This window comes from Afipia broomeae ATCC 49717 (assembly GCF_000314675.2).
GTDB lineage: Bacteria > Pseudomonadota > Alphaproteobacteria > Rhizobiales > Xanthobacteraceae > Afipia > Afipia broomeae.
The window spans coordinates 42,679-64,102 of sequence record NZ_KB375282.1 but is presented as its reverse complement, the minus strand read 5'-3'; the positions used below and the strand labels follow the sequence as shown (position 1 = coordinate 64,102).

Annotated in this window: 18 protein-coding genes; 6 read left to right on the top strand and 12 right to left on the bottom strand. The window is 57.7% G+C overall.

Features of this window, described 5'->3' with window-relative positions:
- Window positions 1-6: 6 nt before the first annotated feature.
- The 7 genes from glcF to gor form a co-directional block, all read right to left on the bottom strand.
- Window positions 7-1,314 (bottom strand): glycolate oxidase subunit GlcF, encoded by a 1,308-nt coding sequence (gene glcF, locus HMPREF9695_RS00295; protein WP_006018756.1) that lies wholly within the window; start codon window positions 1,312-1,314, stop codon window positions 7-9.
- 16 nt (window positions 1,315-1,330) lie between these two features.
- Window positions 1,331-2,521, bottom strand: coding sequence for a glycolate oxidase subunit GlcE (glcE, locus tag HMPREF9695_RS00290; protein WP_006018755.1), 1,191 nt, complete (start codon window positions 2,519-2,521; stop codon window positions 1,331-1,333).
- 15 nt (window positions 2,522-2,536) lie between these two features.
- Window positions 2,537-3,973 (bottom strand): FAD-linked oxidase C-terminal domain-containing protein, encoded by a 1,437-nt coding sequence (locus HMPREF9695_RS00285; RefSeq protein ID WP_006018754.1) that lies wholly within the window; start codon window positions 3,971-3,973, stop codon window positions 2,537-2,539.
- Window positions 3,974-4,060: 87 nt separating this feature from the next.
- Window positions 4,061-4,930 (bottom strand): VOC family protein, encoded by an 870-nt coding sequence (locus HMPREF9695_RS00280; protein ID WP_006018753.1) that lies wholly within the window; start codon window positions 4,928-4,930, stop codon window positions 4,061-4,063.
- A 127-nt stretch (window positions 4,931-5,057) separates the two neighbouring features.
- A complete protein-coding gene (locus tag HMPREF9695_RS00275) occupies window positions 5,058-6,512 on the bottom strand; it encodes an NAD-dependent succinate-semialdehyde dehydrogenase (RefSeq protein ID WP_006018752.1) in 1,455 nt (484 codons plus the stop codon).
- A gap of 25 nt (window positions 6,513-6,537) precedes the next feature.
- Window positions 6,538-8,094: a class I adenylate-forming enzyme family protein gene (locus HMPREF9695_RS00270; RefSeq protein ID WP_006018751.1), complete on the bottom strand. Its 1,557-nt coding sequence runs from the start codon at window positions 8,092-8,094 to the stop codon at window positions 6,538-6,540.
- A gap of 215 nt (window positions 8,095-8,309) precedes the next feature.
- Entirely contained in the window at window positions 8,310-9,695 is a 1,386-nt protein-coding gene (gor, locus tag HMPREF9695_RS00265; protein WP_006018750.1) for a glutathione-disulfide reductase, read from the bottom strand.
- A gap of 202 nt (window positions 9,696-9,897) precedes the next feature.
- On the opposite strand from gor, the gene HMPREF9695_RS00260 reads away from it, so the two are divergent.
- A complete protein-coding gene (locus HMPREF9695_RS00260; RefSeq protein WP_006018749.1) occupies window positions 9,898-10,626 on the top strand; it encodes a FadR/GntR family transcriptional regulator in 729 nt (242 codons plus the stop codon).
- Between the two features lie 87 nt (window positions 10,627-10,713).
- Here HMPREF9695_RS00260 and HMPREF9695_RS00255 read toward each other — a convergent pair whose 3' ends face one another.
- From HMPREF9695_RS00255 to HMPREF9695_RS00240, 4 genes are read right to left on the bottom strand one after another with little or no spacing between them, the layout of a single operon-like run.
- Window positions 10,714-11,694, bottom strand: coding sequence for a carbohydrate ABC transporter permease (locus HMPREF9695_RS00255; RefSeq protein WP_006018748.1), 981 nt, complete (start codon window positions 11,692-11,694; stop codon window positions 10,714-10,716).
- Window positions 11,695-11,696: 2 nt separating this feature from the next.
- Complete coding sequence (locus HMPREF9695_RS00250) at window positions 11,697-12,569, bottom strand: carbohydrate ABC transporter permease (protein WP_006018747.1); 873 nt, start codon at window positions 12,567-12,569, stop codon at window positions 11,697-11,699.
- Window positions 12,570-12,601: 32 nt separating this feature from the next.
- Window positions 12,602-13,963, bottom strand: a complete 1,362-nt coding sequence (locus HMPREF9695_RS00245; RefSeq protein WP_006018746.1) for an ABC transporter substrate-binding protein — start codon at window positions 13,961-13,963, stop codon at window positions 12,602-12,604.
- Window positions 13,923-15,083, bottom strand: a complete 1,161-nt coding sequence (locus HMPREF9695_RS00240; RefSeq protein WP_006018745.1) for an ABC transporter ATP-binding protein — start codon at window positions 15,081-15,083, stop codon at window positions 13,923-13,925. Before HMPREF9695_RS00240 ends, HMPREF9695_RS00245 begins: the two co-directional genes overlap by 41 nt.
- 187 nt (window positions 15,084-15,270) lie before the next feature.
- Here HMPREF9695_RS00240 and HMPREF9695_RS00235 point away from each other — a divergent pair, with 187 nt between their 5' ends.
- The 5 genes from HMPREF9695_RS00235 (at window position 15,271) to HMPREF9695_RS00215 (ending at window position 21,205) form a co-directional block, all read left to right on the top strand.
- On the top strand, window positions 15,271-16,518 hold the full coding sequence (locus HMPREF9695_RS00235) for a CaiB/BaiF CoA transferase family protein (RefSeq protein ID WP_006018744.1): 1,248 nt from the start codon (window positions 15,271-15,273) through the stop codon (window positions 16,516-16,518).
- 308 nt (window positions 16,519-16,826) lie between these two features.
- A complete protein-coding gene (locus tag HMPREF9695_RS00230) occupies window positions 16,827-18,419 on the top strand; it encodes a GMC family oxidoreductase (RefSeq protein WP_006018742.1) in 1,593 nt (530 codons plus the stop codon).
- Between the two features lie 330 nt (window positions 18,420-18,749).
- A complete protein-coding gene (locus HMPREF9695_RS00225) occupies window positions 18,750-19,478 on the top strand; it encodes a LuxR family transcriptional regulator (RefSeq protein ID WP_013500406.1) in 729 nt (242 codons plus the stop codon).
- 81 nt (window positions 19,479-19,559) lie between these two features.
- On the top strand, window positions 19,560-20,189 hold the full coding sequence (locus HMPREF9695_RS00220) for an acyl-homoserine-lactone synthase (RefSeq protein WP_006018740.1): 630 nt from the start codon (window positions 19,560-19,562) through the stop codon (window positions 20,187-20,189).
- 59 nt (window positions 20,190-20,248) lie between these two features.
- Window positions 20,249-21,205, top strand: a complete 957-nt coding sequence (locus tag HMPREF9695_RS00215; protein WP_013500405.1) for a LysR family transcriptional regulator — start codon at window positions 20,249-20,251, stop codon at window positions 21,203-21,205.
- Here the strand turns inward: HMPREF9695_RS00215 and HMPREF9695_RS00210 are convergent.
- A complete protein-coding gene (locus tag HMPREF9695_RS00210; protein WP_006018738.1) occupies window positions 21,178-21,417 on the bottom strand; it encodes a DUF2274 domain-containing protein in 240 nt (79 codons plus the stop codon). The two genes, HMPREF9695_RS00215 and HMPREF9695_RS00210, sit on opposite strands and share 28 nt — an antisense overlap.
- Window positions 21,418-21,424 lie beyond the last annotated feature (7 nt).

The following is a 21,424-nucleotide window of genomic DNA, read 5'->3' as shown; positions in this document are numbered from 1 at the left end:
CCGCACCTAGCCCAAGCACCCCTTTAGGACGTCAGGCAACGGGCCGCCCATCGCCCAATCGACCAACTCCACCGTGTGGACGACTGGAATGCGTGTTCCAGCACCAATCTGCGTTATGCAGCCGAGATTTCCACTCGCAATGATTTGCGGTTTGACCTTCTCAATGTTGGTGACCTTTCGTGCGCGCAGTCGATTGGCGATCTCAGGCTGCAGTACGTTGTATGTTCCGGCGGAGCCGCAACATATGTGGCCTTCCGGTACTTCTCTCACTACAAACCCCATTCGCCTCAAAAGTGACTTCGGCTGATCTCTAACCTGCTGTCCATGCTGCATCGAGCATGCCGAATGGTAAGCCACGACCTGGCCGGTAGTCCGAACACCGTCTTGAAGCGGTAATTCATGCAAGAATTCTGTGATGTCCCGCGCTAGAGCCGAGATCCGTACGGCTTTCTGAGCGTAGGCGTTATCGTTGCGAAGTAGGAAGCCATAATCTTTAATGACCGTTCCGCAACCGGACGTCGTAACCACGATGGCGTCGAGGCCGCCGTTCTCGATTTCGCGTGTCCATACATCCACGTTGTGTCGAGCCGCATCCAGCGCCCGACTTTCGTATCCCAAGTGCTGCACGAGAGCTCCGCAGCACCCTTCGTCGATCGGTTGAACTACTTCGATACCGTGACGCGTCAACAACCGGATTGCAGCCTCGTTGATGTTCTGGCCGAGGACCTGCTGGGCACATCCGCTCAGAAGCGCAACCCGACCGCGCGGCCTATCGACGGTCGCGCCCGGTAACCTTCGGGTCGGCCTTCTTCGCTTGAATGACGACGAAAGTTCAATCATCGCGGCGAGTTGCGCGCCGCCGGGAAGATTGGCGAGCCACTTTCTGATCGGCCTGCTCACGGTAGCCACGCGTAAAGCCAACCTAAGTCGGCCCGGAAACGGCAGCACCTTCGCCAACATGCCTCGAAGCAACCGATCAGGCAGAGGACGCGTATAGGTTCGGGCGATATGGGCTCGCGCGTGATCGACCAGGTGCATGTAGTGCACGCCGGACGGACAGGTCGTCATGCAGGAAAGACACGTCAGACATCGATCGATATGCTCGACGACCTGAGGGGTCGCCGGCTTTTCCTCCTCCAACATGTCCTTGATCAGATAGATGCGCCCGCGCGGACTGTCCGCTTCGTCACCAAGAAGCAGATATGTCGGGCATGTCGCAGTACAAAAGCCGCAATGCACACAGGCACGGAGGATTTTTTCTGACTCGCTTACATGTGCATCGGCCAAGGCCGTCAGCGAGAAGTTTGTTTGCATACCAGTCCGCCTCGCCTCAGATACCGGCGTACATCCTGCCGAAATTTAGAACGCGGTCAGGATCGAAAGATTTCTTGATTTCCTGCGTCAACTTGAGCACCGCAGGAGGAAGCGGCTCGAACACATCGATCCTGCGGCGAATCTCCGATGAAGCCCGTACGAGTGTGGCGTGCCCACCGGTATTGACCATAGCTTCCCGAACGACCGACGCTCCCGCATCGTCAGCGCCCACGACCGCGAGCCACACGAGACCACCGCCCCAGTCGTAGAAATACCGCACGCCGAGTTTTCGCCGGATGTCAGCAAGAGCACGCGGCGCTTTGGAGGGGGCCAAGGACAACCGCCAAATGGAACGATCCATTGGCTGAGCCAGCCAGTGCGCGTCGCGGATGCGCAACCAAAAGTTTGCGCTTTCATCCCCTTCGATCAGGTCGGGCAGCCCAAAGGAGCACCAGAGCCTGGCAAGTTCGCGGGATCCGTAGGCTACCGAGCCCTCGGACCCCTCTAGTCGAACGATCGTAGTCGAGTCCGACCCAATACTCGCCGGGATATGCGCCGCCGCCGAGACCGCGAAAGTCGACCCGAGCGCTGCGGTTAGCGCCGAAATCGCTGTCATGTCGTCCAAGCCGCGCAATCCCAGCGATAGGGAACGCGCCGGCTTCGGCAACACCTTGAAGATGGCTTCGCTCAAAACGCCGAGCGTGCCCCACGCACCGCAGGTCAGCTTGACCAAATCGAGCCCGGTGACATTCTTCATCACGCGCCCGCCGGATTTCACGATGTCTCCGCGGCCCGTGACCAAGCGAACGCCGATCAGGCTGTCGCGACAAGCTCCGACCGCGACACGACGCGGACCCGAAACATTCCCGGCGACAATACCTCCGATTGTCGGCTCTGCGCTCGTCCCGAACAACACACGATGATCCATCGGCTCGAACGGAAGCATCTGGTTGTGCTTGGCGAGCATCCGATCGATTTCGGAAACCGGCGTTCCAGGCAAAGCACCGATGACGAGCTCTGTCGGCTCATAAAGTGAAACTCCGCGCATGCGCTCGGTCGTTAGAGGCATAGCGTATCCACCCAGCGGTCGGCCCATCGCCGACTTGGAGCCGGCGCCGCGCACGACGAGAGGCATCTTTGCTGTAGCCGCATCCTTGATGGCAGACGACAGTCCGCACTCGTCGCGCGGCTTATAGCAATCGGTCATCACACTCCCGTCACCCTAACCTTGACATCGAAAATCGAGGGGAAACACCTTATCCGTATTGAGCAGCCATCGCGGATCGAACGCGGCGCGCACCCGAATCTGTTGAGCCAGATCGGCATCGTCAAACTGGCAGCGCATTAGATCACGCTTCTCGATACCGACACCGTGCTCGCCCGTCAGGCACCCACCAACTTCAACGCAGAGCCTGAGAATGTCATCTCCCGCTGCTTCCGCCTTCGACTGCTGCGACGGATCGTTCGCGTTGTAGAGGATGAGCGGATGCATGTTGCCGTCACCGGCATGGAAAACATTCGCGACACGCAATCCGTGTCGCTGTACGATCTTGGAGATCTCCGCCAAAACGTACGACAGCTTGCCGGTCGGCACCGTGCCGTCCATGCACAAATAGTCAGCGACTCGCCCGGTCGCACCGAAAGCCGACTTCCGCCCCTTCCAGATTGCCGCCGTCTCAATTGCCGACCTGCTCTCGCGCACTGTCGTCGCACCATTCGCACGAGCGATGGCGGTGATGTCCGCCAGCGTCGCGTCCATCTCGGCGTCGGACCCTTCGACCTCTACAATCAGAAGGGCCTCGACATCGAGCGGATAGCCGGCCTTGGCGAAGGCCTCGCAGATCTCGATGGCGGCCTTGTCCATGTATTCGATGGCTACGGGAATGATACCGGCGGCAATGACGTCCGCAACCGCCTTGCCCGCTCCCTCGCAAGACGGGAAACCGAACAGAACCGGGCGCGCTCCCTCGGCCGATTTCAGAATTCGGAGGGTCGCTTCGGTCACTATCCCGAGCTGCCCCTCGGAGCCGACGACCAGGCCCAGCAGATCGAGTCCAGCGCTATCGAGATAGTCACCGCCGAGATCGATGATCGATCCATCGATCAGTACCATCCTTACGCCGAGGAGGTTATTGGTCGTGACTCCATACTTCAGGCAATGCGCGCCTCCGGAGTTGTTGGCAATGTTGCCTCCGATCGTGCAGGCAAGTTGAGAGGAAGGGTCTGGCGCATAGAAGAAGCCGTTCTCCGCCACCACCGCCGTTACGCTCAAATTTGTGACTCCCGCTTCGACGCGGATGAAGCGGTCATCGTAGTTGACCGCGAGCACCCGATTCATCTTTGAAAGTCCGAGAACGACGGCGTCTTCACTCGGAATTGCCCCGCCGGCGAGAGACGTACCTGCGCCGCGCGGCACGACCTTGACGCCGGTGTCGTGACAGTATTTCAAAACGGCACTCACCTCTTCGGTCGTCTTCGGTAGGACGACGGCGAGCGGCATCTTGCGATAGGCCGTCAACGCATCTGTCTCATAAGCCCGACACTCGTCCGTCGACGTTATTAGCCCAGCGGGGTCAACAAGGCGGGTTAGATCGTTTATGATTGAATCTCGGCGCGCGAGGATTTCTCGATTTGGTTCGGTGAACCTAATTTTGCTCATCGTATCCTCGTCATCGGATATTTTTCCGATGGGTCAGTCGCGGCCTGATGCAATCGACATAAGCCCGACGCATCCACCATCGAGCTTCTATTGCACTAACGCCACGACCCTCTCAGGGTGGCCCGACCAGCGCCAACCAAGCGTCGGCCGCGATAGCCCTAGCATCATTCCGCCAAGGGCCGGAGGATGAAGCCAGAGTTGCTCCGGATCTCGACCGCTCCGCTTCTCCTCGCGCGGATCCAGCGTGTGTCCCACGTCGTCCGCCTTCGCCGATCTTTCGATGCGACCGATCTCTCGGCTTTCGGCATACGCCATATAGAAAGACGAGCCTTGGCGGGCGTGATACCTGCCGAGCGTCTTGGTGAAGTCCGTCGGCGTGATGACTTCAAATCGGTCGAGGCGATCAGGCGCGAAGAGAGTGAGGACGCCCGTATAGCCAAAGAGCTCCGAGGTAATCGTCACGAAATTCCGTGTATCAAGACGAAAGACTTCGGCGAAGCGCGTTACCGCGGCTGCCTGGTCGGCCGCGAGCAAAGTCACCTCATAAAGGAAATCAATCCCGCCGGTCGGCTCCACCGTACGCGGGGGAGAGATTACGAAATGGACCGGCTTCCCCTCGATTTCGAACCGGAGAAAATCCTGGCCATTTTCGTGCTGATGCTCAACTCCGACCGACGTGGCATGATGCACCAGTGCACGCGGGTCGAGTGAGGTCGCGCCGGCGCCGAATAGATGAGATCGCCCGCGTCTTGCCAGTTCGTCCGCGACAACGCCGTTGCCTTCCGGCTCCAACAACTCAATCTCGCCGGTCCCGGCACGCAATGTCACTCGTTTGGCGCCCAATCCCCGGACCCGATCCGCAGAGACTTGTTCCGCCCCCAATCGGCGACGCCACATCTCCGCGGCACTTTTGGCATCCGGCGTCGCGATCTGAACGCGGTCGATGGTCAACAACACTTCGCTAACTCGCTTTAGGCGTTGGATCTTTGGGCCCTAGAGTCTGGCGCGGCGAAGGACCGTCGCGAGGTTTGACCTGCGCGACGCATGCTCCGCGACGGCGTATCAGCATTGCCGATCGCGCATGCTAACCGTGCATCTGGGTCAGGAACTTAGTGTTGAGATACGCGTCCATCGCTTCTGTACCACCTTCCGAACCGTATCCGGAGTCCTTGATTCCTCCGAAGGGAGTCTCCGGTAAGGCAAGGCCTTGGTGGTTGATCGACACCATTCCACTCTCCACGATCGAGCCGAGCGCGCCGATCGTCGCCGCTGACTTCGTATACGCATATGCAGCAAGGCCATAAGGGAGCCGATTCGCTTCGACCATGGCATCCTCGAATGTCGAGAACGACGCGATTGGCACAACAGGGCCGAATGGCTCCTCGTTCATAATGCGCGAGTCCAGAGGCACGTCCGTCAGAACCGTCGGTTGAAAGAAGAAGCCATCGTTGCGCAGGCGCCTTCCACCTGTCCGGATGCGCGCGCCGCGCTGAACGGCGTCCGAGACCAGCGCGTCCATCGCCTCGACTCGACGGAGATTAGCTAGTGGTCCCATTTGGGTCGCTTCGTCGAGGCCGTCCCCGACGACGAGAGCTTTGGCAGCAGCGGTGAATTGTTCAACGAAGTCGTCGTAGACCCGTTCATGGACCATGAACCGGGTCGGAGAAACACAAACCTGGCCGGCATTCCTGAACTTTGCCGCGGACAGCAATTTTGCCGCTTGTTTGACATCTGCGTCCTCGAAGACTAGCGCAGGCGCATGTCCACCTAGCTCCATCGTAACGCGCTTCATGTGACTTCCAGCGAGAGCCGCAAGCCGCTTCCCGACTGGCGTCGAACCCGTGAACGAAATCTTGCGAATGACAGGGTGGGCAATCAAGTATTCCGATATGTCGGACGGCACACCGAAAACGAGATTGAGGACACCGGAGGGCAAGCCGGCATCGACATAAGCATTGACCAGAGCTGCACAACTTGCCGGCGTTTCTTCGGGTCCCTTCAGAATCACGGAGCACCCGGCCGCCATCGCAGCTGATATCTTTCTGACGGCTTGGTTGATCGGAAAATTCCACGGCGTGAAGGCGGCGACAGGCCCAACTGGCTCGCGGATCACGACCTGCTGTACGGCGCCGGAACGTGACGGAATGGTCCGACCGTAGGATCGACGCGCCTCCTCCGCGAACCAGTCGATGATGTCTGCGCCGAGCAACACCTCCATCTTCGCCTCGCCCAGCGGCTTGCCTTGCTCGAGCGTCATGATACGCGCGATTGAGGCGGCTCGCTCGCGGAGCTTTTCGGCAGCCCCACGCATCAATTTGTATCGCTCGAAGGAAGACGTCCTCCGCCACAATTCGAACCCGCGCACGGCCGATTCAAGTGCGTCGTCGAGATCGGGGATAGACGCGTGCGCAACTGTTCCGATCAATTTTCCCGTCGCCGGATTCAGGATGGGCTCGACCTTTCCGCTCGTTCCATCGCGCCAGGATCCATCGATGAACAACTTTGTATCGGGGTACATCTGCTCGCGACTTGTCACCATTTCCGTCCGTCCGGTCTATAATTCGTTAAACTGAGGTAGCCGCTGACAGCGACTCCTCGGCGCGCTTTTTCAAGTCGTGCTTTCTAATCTTCCCGTTCGGGGCTACCGGAAGTTGCGGCAAGACAATGATCTGCTGCGGCTTCTTGTATGGTGCGAGCTGCCGCTCCACGAGCGCGAGCAGTTCGGCCACTTCGATGGTGCTTCCAGGGGTCGGCTCAACGAAAGCGATGATTTCCTCGTTGCCCTCGATTGATCGCCCGACTACCGCGGAATTGAGAACCGCCGGATGAGAATTGAGGACAGCCTCGATTTCGGGCGGATAGACGTTGAAGCCGGACCTGATAATTAGCTCCTTCGACCGGCCTTGGACCACCAGTTCGCCGCCCGGCGACCGGCTGACGATATCTCCGGTTTTCAAATATCCTTCGCGATCGATCGCCTCCGCGGTCATGTCCGGCTGACCATAATACCCCAACATCACGTTGGGCCCGCGAACGAGCAGTTCGCCCGCTTCGCCATCGGGTACTTCCCGCCCATCAGGTCCGACGATCTTGGTTTCGATTCCCGGGATTGGCGGTCCGATGTTGATTTCGTTGCTTCCCATGGCATACAGCGTCCGACTGATGGTCGGAGACGTCTCGGTCAGCCCGTAACCATTATGAAGCACCACGCCGAACACTCGCTCGACGCTCTGTCGCAGAGACAGATCGAGCGGTGCCGTTCCGGTATAGACATAACGAAGGTTATTGGGCGTGAGCTTGATATTGTTCTGATCGACGTAAGCGATGATCCGCGACAACATCGCAGGGACGGCATTGAAGGCGGTCAACGAACCATTCACGACGGCGTCGATTGCTTGCGTGAGAGAGAACCTCGGCATGATCCGCAGGTGTGCGCCGACAAACAACATACCTTGCAGCAACGTCAACCCGTACGAATGAGAGATCGGCATAACGCAAAGCGTGACGTCCTCGGGAAAGAGCGTGTTGGTTCTTTTGCCCCGGCCCGCCACGTAAGCGAGGTTGCGATGACTGAGCATCACTCCCTTCGGGCGACCGGTAGTCCCCGTCGTGTAGATGAGAACTGCAACCTGACGGGCGGGATCCTCATAGACCTCCTCGGGAACGGCGCTCGCCTCCAACTTACCGACCTTGATCGCTCCAATCCCCGTGAACGCTTCGGCTTCCGCGCCGCGCCGGCACGCCGCAGCATCTGCTTCCGCCGATATTCCATGCGTATAGAATACGCGTCTGGGCTTGCAATCACCCTCAATGGCGTCCAGTTCGTGCGGGCCGAGCCGTGCGCTCGTCATCACTGCCCATGCATCAAGCCGGCTCGCCGCATACATCAGGACGATGGCGCCGATTGAGTTCTCGCCCACCACCATGACCCGATCACCGGGACGGATCCCTAGACGCGCCAAGTCACCTGCAACGGCCTCGATCGTATCGATCAGTCTCCGATAGGACCAAACGATGCCCCGCTCGTCAGTAAGAGCCGGCCGGGATGCTCCTGCTTTGGCCCCCTCATCCACAATGAGGTGGATGCGTCGCGGCAGGCTAGTCAAATAATCCACTTCCATGGTGGGCCCAATCTTCTTCGCCAGAACTTCCGCATCCAGCTCCTCGACTACAAGCGGCTGCGGATGGCGAGGTTAGTCTGTTGCTGGATTTTCACCGATACTGGTAGGACCAGTTTGGTATGATCACAATCGTATTGTCAAGTGCGTTTTGAGCGGCGCCGCATAACGCGCGCGCCAACGGCCTGAATTTGCACAATCGATCGAAATTGAGCTTTCTAAGCCGCCGCGTCGCGCACGTAACGTGCAGTGCGGGTACGCATAGTCACCAGTTCCTCGGCGGAGGTCGGGTGCAGCGCCATAGTGGCGTCGAAGTCCGCCTTGGTAGCCTTCATCTTTACGGCAATGGCGATGACCTGAACCAATTCGGCCGCGTCCGATCCAACGATATGGCAACCCACGACGCGGTCGCTCCCCGCGTCAACCACCAGTTTCATCAACACCCGCGACTCGCTGCCGGACAGCGTCGCCTTCAACGGGCGGAACGCCGCCTTGTAGACATCAACGATAGCGAACTGCGCCCGCGCCTGCGCCTCGGTGAGGCCCACGGTGCCGACCTGGGGCTGCGTGAACACGGCGGTCGGAATATCGATGTGATCGACCTTGACCGCCCGCTTGCCGAAAACCGTATCGGCGAAAGCGTGGCCCTCACGGATCGCTACCGGCGTCAGATTGAAGCGATGGGTGACGTCGCCGACCGCATAGATATGTGGCACCGAGCTCTGCGAGGCTTCGTTGACGACGATGCCTCCGTTATCCGGGTTGATGGCGACGCCGGCTTTCTCCAGCCCGAGATTTGCGACGGCGGGGTGACGGCCGATGGCGAACATCACCTTGTCGGACGCGATGCTGGAGCCATTCGACAGGTGCGACGTGTACCAATCGTCGTGCTTCTCAATCCCGTCGACCGTGCAACCGGTCAGGATGGTAATGCCGTTCTTCTCCATCTCATCGCGGACATGGGCGCGGACGTCGTCGTCGAAGCCACGCAGGATGTTGTCGCCGCGATAGACCACAGTCACGAGGGAACCCAGGCCCGAGAAGATGCACGCAAACTCCAGCGCGATATAGCCACCGCCCTGGATCAGGATACGCTTCGGCAATTCGGGTAGATGAAATGCTTCGTTCGATGAGATGACATGCTCGATGCCGGGAATGGCCTTGCCGTGGTTCGGTGCGCCGCCCGTGGCGATCAGGATATACTTCGAGCGCACCCTCCTGCCGCCGTCGAGCACCAGCGTATGCGGGTCCTCGAACACGGCGCGCGACTTGATCACCTGCACGCCAGATTTCTCCACGTTGGTGGTGTAGGCCGCTTCCAGCCGGGCGATCTCCTTGTCTTTGTTGGCGATCAGGGTGGCCCAGTCGAACGTCGCCGGCGGAACGGTCCAGCCGAAGCCCGCGGCATCCGCGATGTCGTGGCTGAAATGCGAGGCGTAGGCGAATAGCTTCTTCGGTACGCACCCGCGAATGACGCAAGTGCCGCCCATCCGATATTCCTCGGCGATCATGACGCGGGCGCCATGGCCAGCGGCGATCCGCGCGGCGCGCACGCCGCCCGAGCCGCCACCTATGACAAACAGATCCGTCTCAAAGCTATCCATGCTGGGAAATCAATTCTTTAGGTGGATTTGGCGCGTTTCAGATGCTTCAATTTCCTCAACCTGATATCTACTGAAGCAGGGCGGATTCGACCGAGATCCTCAAGGTTCCTCCAAAGTACTGGTCGACCAATTTGGTCGGCCATGATTAGCTACCGAGGAAATCGAAATCAAGTGGTCGGCAGGACCAGGCAGGATATTTTAGATGACTGAGCGAAATCGAACCGACAAGCTTGAGGCTCCTTCGAACGCCATCGGAAAGATCCTTTCCTTCATCCGTGAGCGCCGCTATCAGCCCTCCGAACGGTTGCCATCAGAACGCGACTTTGCGGAAAAGTTCGACACCAGTCGCGGCGCGGTTCGAGAGGCTCTGGCCGCACTTGAAACCATGCGAGTGATAGAACGGCGCCCAAATTCTGGAATCTATCTGCGAAAGATCGAAGAGAGCAGCATCGATGCTCTAGTGCTTTATGCTGAATCCGGAGTTCCATTCGAGGCCAAGGAAATCGCCGACGTCATGGAGGTCCGGCGCATGCTCGAAGGGCAGGCGGTCAGGTTGGCCTGCACACGCAGGACCGCGGACAACATTCGCGAGATCACCGCCATACTTGAAGAGACCAACAAGCGCCTATCCAAAAAGCAAAGCATAGAGCGCGAGGACGAGGCGTTCCATCTTGCGATTTTTGCTGCAACCAAGAACGACATTTTGCTGCGCGTGGCGAGATCGTTCTACGAACTGTCCAGGCATCGACGGAAGGTCTACTTTGCCGACCAAAATCGAGGTCGACAATCTTATGAGGACCATTGCACCATCTTGGAAGCGATCGAAGAGCGGCGGGTAGGCCTAGCCGAACAACAGATGAACGCTCACCTCTCGCGAACAGTGGAGGCATGGCAATCGCTTCTAGGGGAAACCAAAGTCACAAAACGTTAGTCTTGCCGGGCACCCCGTCCGCCATCTCTACGCGAAATACCCACGGTCTAGCGCGAAGCACGAGGACGTGCTTCGCTCGAACAGTGCCTAACCTTTGAGCGCACCCGCCGTCAGCCCTGCGACGAAATATCGATAGCAGAACATAAAGATAACGAACAACGGCAGAGCAATAAGGGTTGCGCCGGCGAGTATCTCACCCCAACGCAGATCTTGCGCGCCAAGCATTGATGCCAAGCCCACGGGCAATGTCTTGCGATCATCACTCATGATGAGGATGAGCGCGAATACGTAGTCCGCCCAGGACAGCAAAAACGAGAAGATGCCGACCGTAATCAAGCCGGGGGCCGAAAGCGGAAGGACCACCTTGATGAAGGCGCCGAATTGGGAACAGCCGTCCACCATTGCCGCTTCCTCCAGATCGAACGGCATCGATTTGAAAAAGCCCCATAGCAGCCACACCGCCAGCGGCAGCGAAATCGCCAGGTGAGCGATTAGCAGGCCCCACAAGCTATCGGCTAAGCCAGCTATTCGGAACAAGGCGGACATCGGAATAACCAACATCAATGGCGGAAACATGTAGGCGAACAGCATGGACGCGACCAACGTCGTTTTGCCCCGAAACCGTAAACGCGTCGCTCCATAAGCAATGAATGATGACAGCGTCGTCGCCACGGCAATCGTAGCCATAGCCATCATGACGCTATTAACGAAATTCGCCGGATAGTTCGTAAGCTGCAAGAGTGACTTGTAAGAGCTTAGATCGGGTGGCCAGAAAACCAAGGATGAATCCAGAAATAGCTTTTCGGGCGACCTCAGACTGGAGAGGATCATCCAGTAGATCGGGAAGAAGGAATAGATGCAGATTAGCGCAACCGCGGCATACAAACCGACGCGGCCGGCAATCTGCTTCAGCGACTTGCCGTAATACCGCGTCGTTTTCCCGTGCGAGACTGAAGGTGTGGAGTCTGAGATTTCTCTTCCTGAGCCGCTAGAGCTATGCAACATCCGCACCGCTCGTGAACCAACGACGACAGCGGCAGCAGAGCGGGCTTGATTTTGAGTCGACATCGTCATCGTCCCTGCTTGGCCTCGTCGATCGGAAAAACCCTGAGGTAAATCAAGATAATGCTCGCCAACATCAAGAACGAGATGGTGGCGACAGCGGCCCCCCCTCCCAAGTCGAACTCGAGAAACGCTTTTCGGTAGGCCAACGTGGGAAGCGTCTCGGTTTCGTTGAGCGGTCCGCCCTTCGTTAGAAGCCAGATCACGTCGAACTTGTTGAACATCCAGATCCCTCTCAGGAGGATGACCACGATCAACACTGACCTCAATCCTGGCAGCGTGACATGCCAGAATTGCTTCATAACCCCTGCTCCATCGACCCGGGCCGCTTCATACAGTTGAGCCGGAATGGATTGAAGGCCGGCAAGAACACAGGTCACGACAAACGGCGTCCAGATCCAAACGCTAACAAGGACAATAGTCGCCTTCGCGCTCGTTGAATTACCTCCCCAATCGAACATCCCATATCCGAATGACGCGAAGACACTCTTGAGAAGGCCGTAGTTGGGATCAAGAATCCACTGCGTGATGAGGCAGGCGACGACCGTCGGAAGAAAATACGGCACGATTGACAGCGCCCGCACGACAGTCTGCCCCACAAACTGCCTATTGAGGACGAGCGCAATGGTGACGCCGAGAACGACTTGCAGCACGATCGCCGAGATGGCGATCGTGACACCGTTTAACAGCGAGCCCCAGAACAGCGGCTCACTAAGAACCTTCACGTAATTGCCAAGTCCCACCCACTGCGGCGGGTCGATGAACGACGCCGCTGTGTAGAAGGAGAGCTTTATCGAATAGAGGAGAGGTCCGCCAACAATTGTACCGAGTACCAGTACACCCCCGATGAACAAACCGATGATTCGCCAGTCCTGTCGCATAGCCTCGGGCCTCTATTCACCAGTTCCGATGCTCAGCCAATTTTTCGGATTCGATCGGCGGCGGCTTTCACGCAGTCGCTTGACGACATGTTCTTAAGAACCCGATTTTGCAGCATCTCCGGCATAATGTTCGCATCAAAGACCTTGCACGGTCGCAGATCAAACGACGGACCCGTCATATCTATTGAGTTAAGAACCGTCTTGCTGTCTTCATCAATGAACGACTTCATCTGCTCCATCGTCGCCCAATGCTTCTGAATCATCGGATGATTTTTCCACCGTGGATCTTCGTAAATGTCCAATCGCGCCGGTTGGAAATTCATCCAGGCGGAGTGCAGCCAGCGAATATAGTGCGCGTCAATAAACCATTGTAGAAACTTAAAGGCCGCCTCAGTCTGCTTAGTCTTGTAAAGAATAAAGCCATCGAAGGCGAAGGACAGTGCGTTCTGCTTACCAGCACTGTCTGGAGAAGCGAAAATACCATACTTGTTTGCGAGGTCCGGATTGCGAGCTTCCAGCGCCTCGACTACGCGGCCCGAATAGACGGTATGCGCAACCTTTCCCGTCGCGAAAAGACTCATCAGCTCAGCATAGCTGACCGTGTTCATGCCAGCCGGCATCGTTTTATAAAGATCGGCATATAGATCGAGAAAACGGCCGGTCGGTCCGGCATTCCCCGGCGCATCGAGAACGACGTTCCACTTGTCGTCATAAAACTTCGGCGCGTCTGCAAACAAGTTGCCGAAGCTCGCCCAGTTGGTGGCACTGTCACTCGCGAGCGGTATGACGCACCCCCCTCGCTCTATGTTGCCATCCTTCGCGACAGTCAGCGCCCGGCAATTCTCAAGGAACTCGGCCCATGTGTTGGGAACCTTCAGGCCCTTCTCCTGATACAGATCTTTTCTGTAGAAAACCGTCACCAAATTGTAGTCATAGGGATAGAACCAATTTTCTCCCTTATATGACCAGGTTCCCTGCTTCCCCCACGAATATTTTTTGACAAGATCCGTCAACGGCACGATGTGACCCGCCATCGCGTATTGCAAGATGTGCGCAATGTATCCCGCCGTGGCGATATCGTAAGGAGCGCCAGCATTGATGGCCGCCATCGACTTCGCATAACCACCACTAATCGGCGTCGAGTCGACGACGATTTTTACGCCGAACTTGCTCTCGTATTCATTGCACGCATCGCGCAAGGCCGATTGGCTCGCAGCAGTCGTTTCAGCGTTCAAAATGCGAAGCGTTACCCCGGACTGTGCGTTGACATAGGGCGCGGAAAGTGAGCCCGCGATGCCAGCCGCTGCACCAGCCGTCGTTTTGAGAAAACGCCGCCGATCGATGTCGCTCACGTTAGCCTTGGAACTCGGCGCGCCTAAGCTGAGCTTGTCCATGAAGTTCTCTCCCGTTGCCATTTTCGCCTTTCGTCGAGGTCCGCCTCAGTGTCTTGCCGCTCTCGCGCGAGAACAGGTGCAACTTCTCTTGAGACAAATTCACAAAAATTCGGTCGCCCGCCCTCAGCGCATCGTCCCGAGCAAATACCGCGCGGATTTTGTTGCCATCGATCTTACCCAGCACATAGGTTTGCGCGCCGATTTGCTCGACCAAGCCGACTACCAGCTCAAAAGCCGTGGAGGTTTCCGCGCGCTCGATGTGCTCGGGCCTAATGCCAAGCGTGACATCCCTTTCCGCTTCGGAGAATGACTGGGCAGGCAAGTTGACGCTCAAACCGCCGGAGCGCATTACGAGCGCGCCCCCGTCGCGCATCAACCCGCCATCAATCAGGTTCATCTCTGGAGACCCGATGAAAGTCGCCACGAAGGCGTTCGCGGGCCGATCATAAAGGTCAAGCGGACTGCCCGCCTGTTGGATGAATCCGTCACGCATGATCACGATACGATCGCCGAGCGTCATGGCCTCGACCTGATCGTGGGTAACAAATATCATCGTCGCGCCCAATCGGGCGTGTAGCGTCGCAATCTCTTCTCGCGTCCGGACCCGCAGCTTCGCATCAAGGTTCGAGAGGGGTTCGTCGAGGAGGAATACGTCGGGATCTCTGACTAACGCGCGACCAAGCGCTACGCGCTGCATCTGACCACCCGACAATTGGCGTGGCTTGCGCTCCAGCAGGGCCTCCAATCCGAGACTTGATGCCGCGCTGCGCACCCGACGATCGATCTCCTGCTGTGGCGTCCTACGGACCCGAAGGCCGAAGGCCATGTTTTCGAAGACCGTCTTCTGTGGATAGAGAGCGTAGTTCTGAAAAACCATCGCAATGTTGCGATCTTTCGGCGGAAGCGCGGTGACGTCCCTTCCGTCGATCAGAATCTTGCCGAATGTGACGTCATCTAGACCGGCGAGCATTCGCAACGTCGTGGACTTGCCGCAGCCGGACGGGCCGACGAACACGACCAGTTCGCCATCGGCAATATCCAACGAAAAGTCCTGAACGGCCCATGGCCCTCGATCTCCTCCAAAGGATTTCGCGACATTCTGGAGAGTTACTCGCGCCATACAGCCAGACCTTCACGTTCTTCCCGGTATTTTCATTAATTGGTTAAACCAATTTGGCAGGACCGTATGTCGCGTGATGCGCGGTGTCAAGCAGCATTTGGTTTGACCAATCTGGTCGCTCCACATATAGTTAGTGCGGCCTCGCACGGCGCGCGGCTATTTGACCCGCAGACTTCAAGGAAGCGTGATGGCTGGACCGTTGGCAGGTTATCGAGTGCTGGATCTTTCGAGAATCCTCGCGGGGCCTTGGTTAGCGCAGTTGCTGTCTGATCTAGGAGCCGAGGTTTGGAAGATCGAACGCCCTGGCACCGGCGACGATACGCGGCAGTGGGGCCCGCCCTTTCTGCGGAAAGACGGTGGAATTGATACGACCGAAAGCGCGTATTTCCTGAGCGCCAATCGCGGCAAGCATTCGATATGCGTCGATATATCGACTGACGAGGGTAGCGCCATTGTGCGCGCACTTGCCCAGCAAGCCGATCTCGTGATCGAGAACTACAAGGTCGGCGACATGGCGCGTTACGGCCTCGACTACGAGGCGCTTAAAAGGGTCAAGCCTGACATCATTTACTGTTCCATCACCGGCTATGGCCAGACCGGCCCGATGAAGGACGTCGCAGGATACGATATGGCCATTCAGGCCATCGGCGGCCTGATGAGCATTACCGGAGAGAGTGATGACAAGCCAGGCGGGGGTCCGCAGAAGGTCGGGGTTCCGATCGTCGATATTCTCACTGGCATGTATAGCGCCGCCGGCGTCATCTCCGCATTACTGCATCGCGAACGCACCGGAGAAGGACAGCATATCGACATGGCACTGCTGGACGTCCAGGTCGCGGTTCTCGCCAACCAAAATTTGAATTTCCTCACGACCGGCACGCCGCCGAAACGGTTCGGCAACGCGCATCCAAACATCGTTCCATATCAGGTCTTCAGAACCAGCGACGGTTCCTTCGTGCTCGCCGTTGGTAATGATCAGCAATTCCGGAAGTTCTGTGCAGCTACTGGTTTAAGCGGCCTGGCAACCGATAGCCGTTTCGTCACTAACACCGACCGGCTTAAGAATCGTGATCAACTCATCCCCCTACTCGATGCGCATCTGATACAGCAGACGACCCAGCATTGGATTTCCATTCTGGAGCCCGTGGGCGTGCCTTGCGCACCGATCAACCGGCTGGATCAGGTGTTCGCTCACCCTCAGGTTATCCATCGGGAGATGCAGGTCAATCTTCCTCATTCTTCCGGAACAACAGCCCCTCTCGTCGCCAATCCGATAAAGTTTTCCGGAACGAAGATCGAATATGCCAAAGGACCGCCGCGGCGAGGCGAGGATACTGCAAACATCCTCAAGTCGATACTGAAGTACGACTCGGCGGCCATCCAAGATCTAAGTGAGCGACGGATCATCGATATCGGACGTCCCGAAGTCGGCTAGGGGCCAAGAGCCCATATCACTCGTCGAATCGTCTCTTGGTCCGGCTGGATGGCAGGTTTGGCAGGAGCGAGCAGCAAAACGGCGAGCCCTGCGCCGAGGAGCAGGAACGCGGCCACGATCCTCCGGTATTGAAACATGAGACGAGCTCTCCGTTGACTACCAGGCCTTCGTCGCTATAATTGGATCGACCTGATTGGTAGGACCAATTATAGTTTGGCGATGGCTTTTGCAAGTCGGGAAGGCCTGACCTTGGCGAAACTGGTCGCAAAAACGAACCGATCGTCGGCTTTTGAAATAGGGGACGGAGGATGAAGCTCTCGAAATACGATTATATCGTTGTCGGCGCAGGATCGGCAGGATGCGTGCTCGCCGCTCGATTGAGCGAAGATCCCAACGTCAAGGTGTTGCTGCTCGAGGCCGGACGTCCCTCTTCTTCAATCTTCGTTCACATGCCGGCGGGCATTCGCGTGCTCTACACGAGTCCGAAGCATAACTGGCAATTTTGGACCGAACCGCAGACCGAACTCAACAATCGCAAGATCTATATTCCCCGTGGCAAGGTGGTGGGAGGGTCGTCCGCCATCAACTCCATGATTGCGATCCGGGGAAATCCTCAGGATTACGACTCATGGGAAGCGCAAGGCTGTCGTGGGTGGGGGTACGAAAACCTCCGCCCCTACCTTAGAAAAATCGAGGACGCCGCCCAGGTAACGTCCCAGCCCGATCAGGACCGAGGTTATTCGGGTCCGATCCGACTTTCTTATGGCGTGTTGCAGCATCCAATCTCGAAGGCATTTATTGAGAGCGCCAAGTCGGCAGGCCTCCCCGAGAACAACGGCTTCAATGGTCCGTCTCAGATGGGCGCAGGCTTCTACGAACTTACGATTTCAGACGGCAAGCGTTCAGGTGCTTTCAAGTTTCTCGACCAGGGGAAAGGACGAAGCAATCTGACCATCATGGCCAACACTCAGGTTCGGCGCCTCGCGGTCGAAGGCACGCGCGTTCGGGGTGTTGTCATTGACCACAACGGGCGTGAGGTCACCGTTTCGGCCGAACGAGAAGTCTTGCTGACTTCCGGGGCCATTGGTTCGCCGCAATTACTGATGCTGTCAGGAATTGGACCGGCCGATCACCTCCGTTCACTCGGCATCAAGCCGGTGCTCGATTCCGCCGGCGTTGGAAGCAATCTGCAAGATCATTTGGATTGCGCAATTCGATTGGAGGCGTCGCAGCCGATCACACTGACGCCGTACATCGGATTGTTCAGAGGTGCCTTGGCCGGCGCACAATATATGCTCCGAGGCACGGGGCCCGGCACCTCACAGGGGGTCGAAGCCGGAGCCTTCTGGGGGCCCGATAAAACCTCATCGTGGCCTGAGTGGCAGGCTCATCTCATCGTCGCGCTGCGAAACCCGCCGCAGGGCGAGCGCGTCCCGCACGGCTTTGCCATTCGCGTATGCCAGCTTCGTCCGAAGAGTCGTGGAACGCTGCGCCTGCGGTCGGCCGATCCCTTCGTCGCGCCGGCGATCGACCCCCGCTTTCTATCCGATGAAAGTGATTTCGTCAGCATGCAAGAAGGCGTTCGGCAGATGTGCGAGATCATCGATCAGCCGGCGCTCCGAAAACACATTAAGCGCAAACTCGATATCGATCCGTTTACCAGCACGGAATCCCGCAAAAAGTGGATACGAGCCCGCGCAGAAACGATCTACCACCCGGTCGGAACATGTCGCATGGGTGAGGATCGCGACGCCGTGGTCGATAGCAAGCTTCGGGTTCGGGGCATCGACAATCTACGCGTTATCGACGGTTCACTTATGCCGACCGTGATCAGCGGAAACACCAATCTGCCGATCATGGCTATGGCGGAGAAAGCTGCAGAGTTGATTGCCGGGAAGTGACCCAATGTTCTCTCCCTCAATGGCAGGAACAATCTGAAACCCTGCCTTTCATCGCACAGGCCATCGCTTGATTTCCCGTGGTCCCGCTCGTTGTCGGCGGTCTGACGCGAAGGTGTCAGTAAATGGCAGCAAGCGCCTGAGGGCGTCCTCCCTAGACTGCCCGGGGTCCGATGACGGGTCCCGGGCTTCTTTTATGGATTTGAGTACCCTTTTGGACATCACCCGCAATCGTCAACGATGTCCGTGCTGCTCTGACCGTTCGATAAGGAAGGTTTAACCGGGACAGCCGTGCCGGAGATCAAGTACCGACGCCACCTAACCTAGCTCGACATGCATCGCATATTTCAAGACTTCATTGATCATCTTTCGAGCGCTGAAGATCAAGCAGAGCTTTCGGGAGCCATGGCCGTCACAGCCGCGGCTCTCGACCTGTCTTGCTTTGCGTACCTCGCGCTACCGCAAAAGCTCGATGGGACACCCCGTCTTATGTCGACATACCCAAAGGAGTGGACTTCACACTACCTAAGGAGCCACTACGAACGGATCGATCCGGTTATCATGCAGGCGCTACGGGACACCGAGCCGTTTCGCTGGGGAATCGGATCGACCGAACGATATCTTTCGCCGGCACAGAAGCGGTTGCTGGACGAAGCCTCCCAATATGGCATTCGGCTAGGATTCACCGTTCCTATCCATGACGGACACGGCCCCGTTGCCGCCGTCACCTTTGCCGGCAACCAACGGGAAGCTCAATTCGAACGCTTCGTCACGTCGAACCCTCGAATGCTTCAGTTGATGGCGATGTTCTTCCACTCACACGTTCGCCGCAAACTCGCGAGCGATCTTCGTGTTGATGGAGCAGCTTTGTCCGCCCGCGAGTTCGAATGTCTGGAGTGGGCCGCCCGCGGCAAGAGCGCTTGGGACATCGGACGCATTCTGGGAATATCGCATCACACTGCTATCTCTTACCTGAACAACGCGAAAGCAAAATTGGGAGTGCGAACCGTTGTTCAAGCGGCACTACGCGTGGCCGCTGCCAAACGAGAACAGCAAAACTAAGGCGAACTCCTCCCACAACTAGGGGTGATGCTTCTTAGCGTAACTTCGCCTCAAAGAATCATGGCAACCTTGGAGGATGTCATGATTCAGCTCATCACGGAGCCTTGGTACGGCGAATTCTCCCATACGCTCTTTGCAATACACCAACTACGACATCGCGTCTTCAAGGTCCGGATGGACTGGGACGTTCAAATTAGCGGCGACATGGAAGTTGACAAGTTCGACTCGTTGCATCCGGCATACCTCGCCCAACTCTCGGACGACGGCCGGGTACAAGGCTGCGTCCGCCTGCTTCCAACCAAGGGACCGACGATGCTCCGCGACACATTTCCCGCGCTTCTGAATGGTCAGCCGATGCCCATGAGTCCGCAGATATGGGAAAGCAGCCGCTTTGCGATCGACGCTAGACTCGACACACCAAAAGGAGAACACGGAATAGCTTGTGCCACCTACGAGTTGTTTGCTGGCATGGTGGAATTTGGGCTTTCGCGGCATCTGAGCGATATTGTTACCGTTACCGACGCCCGAATGGAAAGGATCCTGCGGCGCGCTGGGTGGCCGCTACGTCGAATCGGCGCTCCCTCTAAGATTGGGAACACTCTCGCCGTCGCTGGATATCTGGATATCTCCAGTGCGGCGCTCGCGAAACTCCGTGGGGCAGGCGGACTTTCCGGGCCAGTGCTCTGGGCGCCTGTATTGCGCGTCGCCTAGAACGGTCGCACAGCGGACCCCTGGGACGCAGTTTCGCCTACTGACGGGCTACAGGCATGATGGAAATCAACAACATTGACAACCAGCAGCGCACGACCGGAATGCCCGTCATCGGCCTGCGCCTGCTTCGGTTTGCAGTCGTTGCCAACGACTGTGGAAGTCTTCGGCAAGCCGCTGAATTACTTTCCATTCCACATTCTGTCGTGAGCCGCTCCATTGGCCAACTCGAGCGCCTAGTCGGGACCAGCTTGTTTGAGCGGTCGACCGCGGGAGTCCAGCCAACACTTGCTGGTAAAGTAGTCGTGCGGATCGCAAGAATGGTGCTGGAGCAGGTTGATACACTCGTTGCAACCGGCAGATCAATTGGTCGTGGCGAAACTGGCCACCTTTCGGTCGGCTTCTGCACGTCGATTTCAGCAGGCAATCTGCGGACTACCCTCCTCGACTTTAGAACGAGATTTCCTCGGATCGAACTCGCTATAGCCGAACGGCCGCGCACTTTGCTTATGAACGCGCTCCGGAGCGGAACACTCGACGTTCTCATCGTTACGAGCGACACGCCATCATCGGACAACAAGACGCTCAGGGTCTGGAGCGAACGCGTCCTCGTTGCATTGCCTGAGGATCACCCTTTGGCGGCGCGCGACGCGGTTTATTGGACCGATCTTCGCGACGAAACCGTACTACTAAGCCATCACGATTCCAGCCGCGAGTTTGAAGATCTCATCATATCGAAATTTGTATCTACGGACGATCGGCCCAAGATCGACCGACACGACGTCAGCCGAAGCATGATCAAGGGTCTCGTCAGTATGAAACTAGGCATTAGCCTCGTCATGGAGTCCGATATGGGCGCGAGTTTCGCCGGACTGAAATATCGCGAACTACGGGACGGGACAGGATCAAGCCATATCGGCTTTTCTGCACACTGGTGCGCTGACAACGAGAATCCAGCCCTCAACCGCTTTCTCGAAATGCTGGCGGAGCGCTATTCCTCCCCATCTCTCGGCGATTGACACGCGCGTCGTAGACGGGCGAATCCTCGGTCAGCCGCCATGAACCGCGCCAGCATCGGCGCGATCAATTTTGTTGGATCGGCGCGCTGACCCGTTTCACGCGCGATTGCCTCCGCGTACGCAGCAAGGTCCCGGTGGACGGATGCAGGCAACTCCGCGGTCACCTTCACCGGCTTGTCGTCTGGGACGGCGGCGATCTTCAGCTTCGTCATTGAGGTT

Coding starts and splice junctions, on each gene's coding strand:
- glcF (WP_006018756.1), bottom strand. CDS start 1,314: ATGCAAACAAACTTCTCGCTGACGGCCTTGGCCGATGCACATGTAAGC.
- glcE (WP_006018755.1), bottom strand. CDS start 2,521: ATGACCGATTGCTATAAGCCGCGCGACGAGTGCGGACTGTCGTCTGCC.
- HMPREF9695_RS00285 (WP_006018754.1), bottom strand. CDS start 3,973: ATGAGCAAAATTAGGTTCACCGAACCAAATCGAGAAATCCTCGCGCGC.
- HMPREF9695_RS00275 (WP_006018752.1), bottom strand. CDS start 6,512: ATGGTGACAAGTCGCGAGCAGATGTACCCCGATACAAAGTTGTTCATC.
- HMPREF9695_RS00270 (WP_006018751.1), bottom strand. CDS start 8,094: ATGGAAGTGGATTATTTGACTAGCCTGCCGCGACGCATCCACCTCATT.
- gor (WP_006018750.1), bottom strand. CDS start 9,695: ATGGATAGCTTTGAGACGGATCTGTTTGTCATAGGTGGCGGCTCGGGC.
- HMPREF9695_RS00260 (WP_006018749.1), top strand. CDS start 9,898: ATGACTGAGCGAAATCGAACCGACAAGCTTGAGGCTCCTTCGAACGCC.
- HMPREF9695_RS00255 (WP_006018748.1), bottom strand. CDS start 11,694: ATGTCGACTCAAAATCAAGCCCGCTCTGCTGCCGCTGTCGTCGTTGGT.
- HMPREF9695_RS00250 (WP_006018747.1), bottom strand. CDS start 12,569: ATGCGACAGGACTGGCGAATCATCGGTTTGTTCATCGGGGGTGTACTG.
- HMPREF9695_RS00245 (WP_006018746.1), bottom strand. CDS start 13,963: ATGGACAAGCTCAGCTTAGGCGCGCCGAGTTCCAAGGCTAACGTGAGC.
- HMPREF9695_RS00240 (WP_006018745.1), bottom strand. CDS start 15,083: ATGGCGCGAGTAACTCTCCAGAATGTCGCGAAATCCTTTGGAGGAGAT.
- HMPREF9695_RS00235 (WP_006018744.1), top strand. CDS start 15,271: ATGGCTGGACCGTTGGCAGGTTATCGAGTGCTGGATCTTTCGAGAATC.
- HMPREF9695_RS00230 (WP_006018742.1), top strand. CDS start 16,827: ATGAAGCTCTCGAAATACGATTATATCGTTGTCGGCGCAGGATCGGCA.
- HMPREF9695_RS00225 (WP_013500406.1), top strand. CDS start 18,750: ATGCATCGCATATTTCAAGACTTCATTGATCATCTTTCGAGCGCTGAA.
- HMPREF9695_RS00220 (WP_006018740.1), top strand. CDS start 19,560: ATGATTCAGCTCATCACGGAGCCTTGGTACGGCGAATTCTCCCATACG.
- HMPREF9695_RS00215 (WP_013500405.1), top strand. CDS start 20,249: ATGGAAATCAACAACATTGACAACCAGCAGCGCACGACCGGAATGCCC.
- HMPREF9695_RS00210 (WP_006018738.1), bottom strand. CDS start 21,417: ATGACGAAGCTGAAGATCGCCGCCGTCCCAGACGACAAGCCGGTGAAG.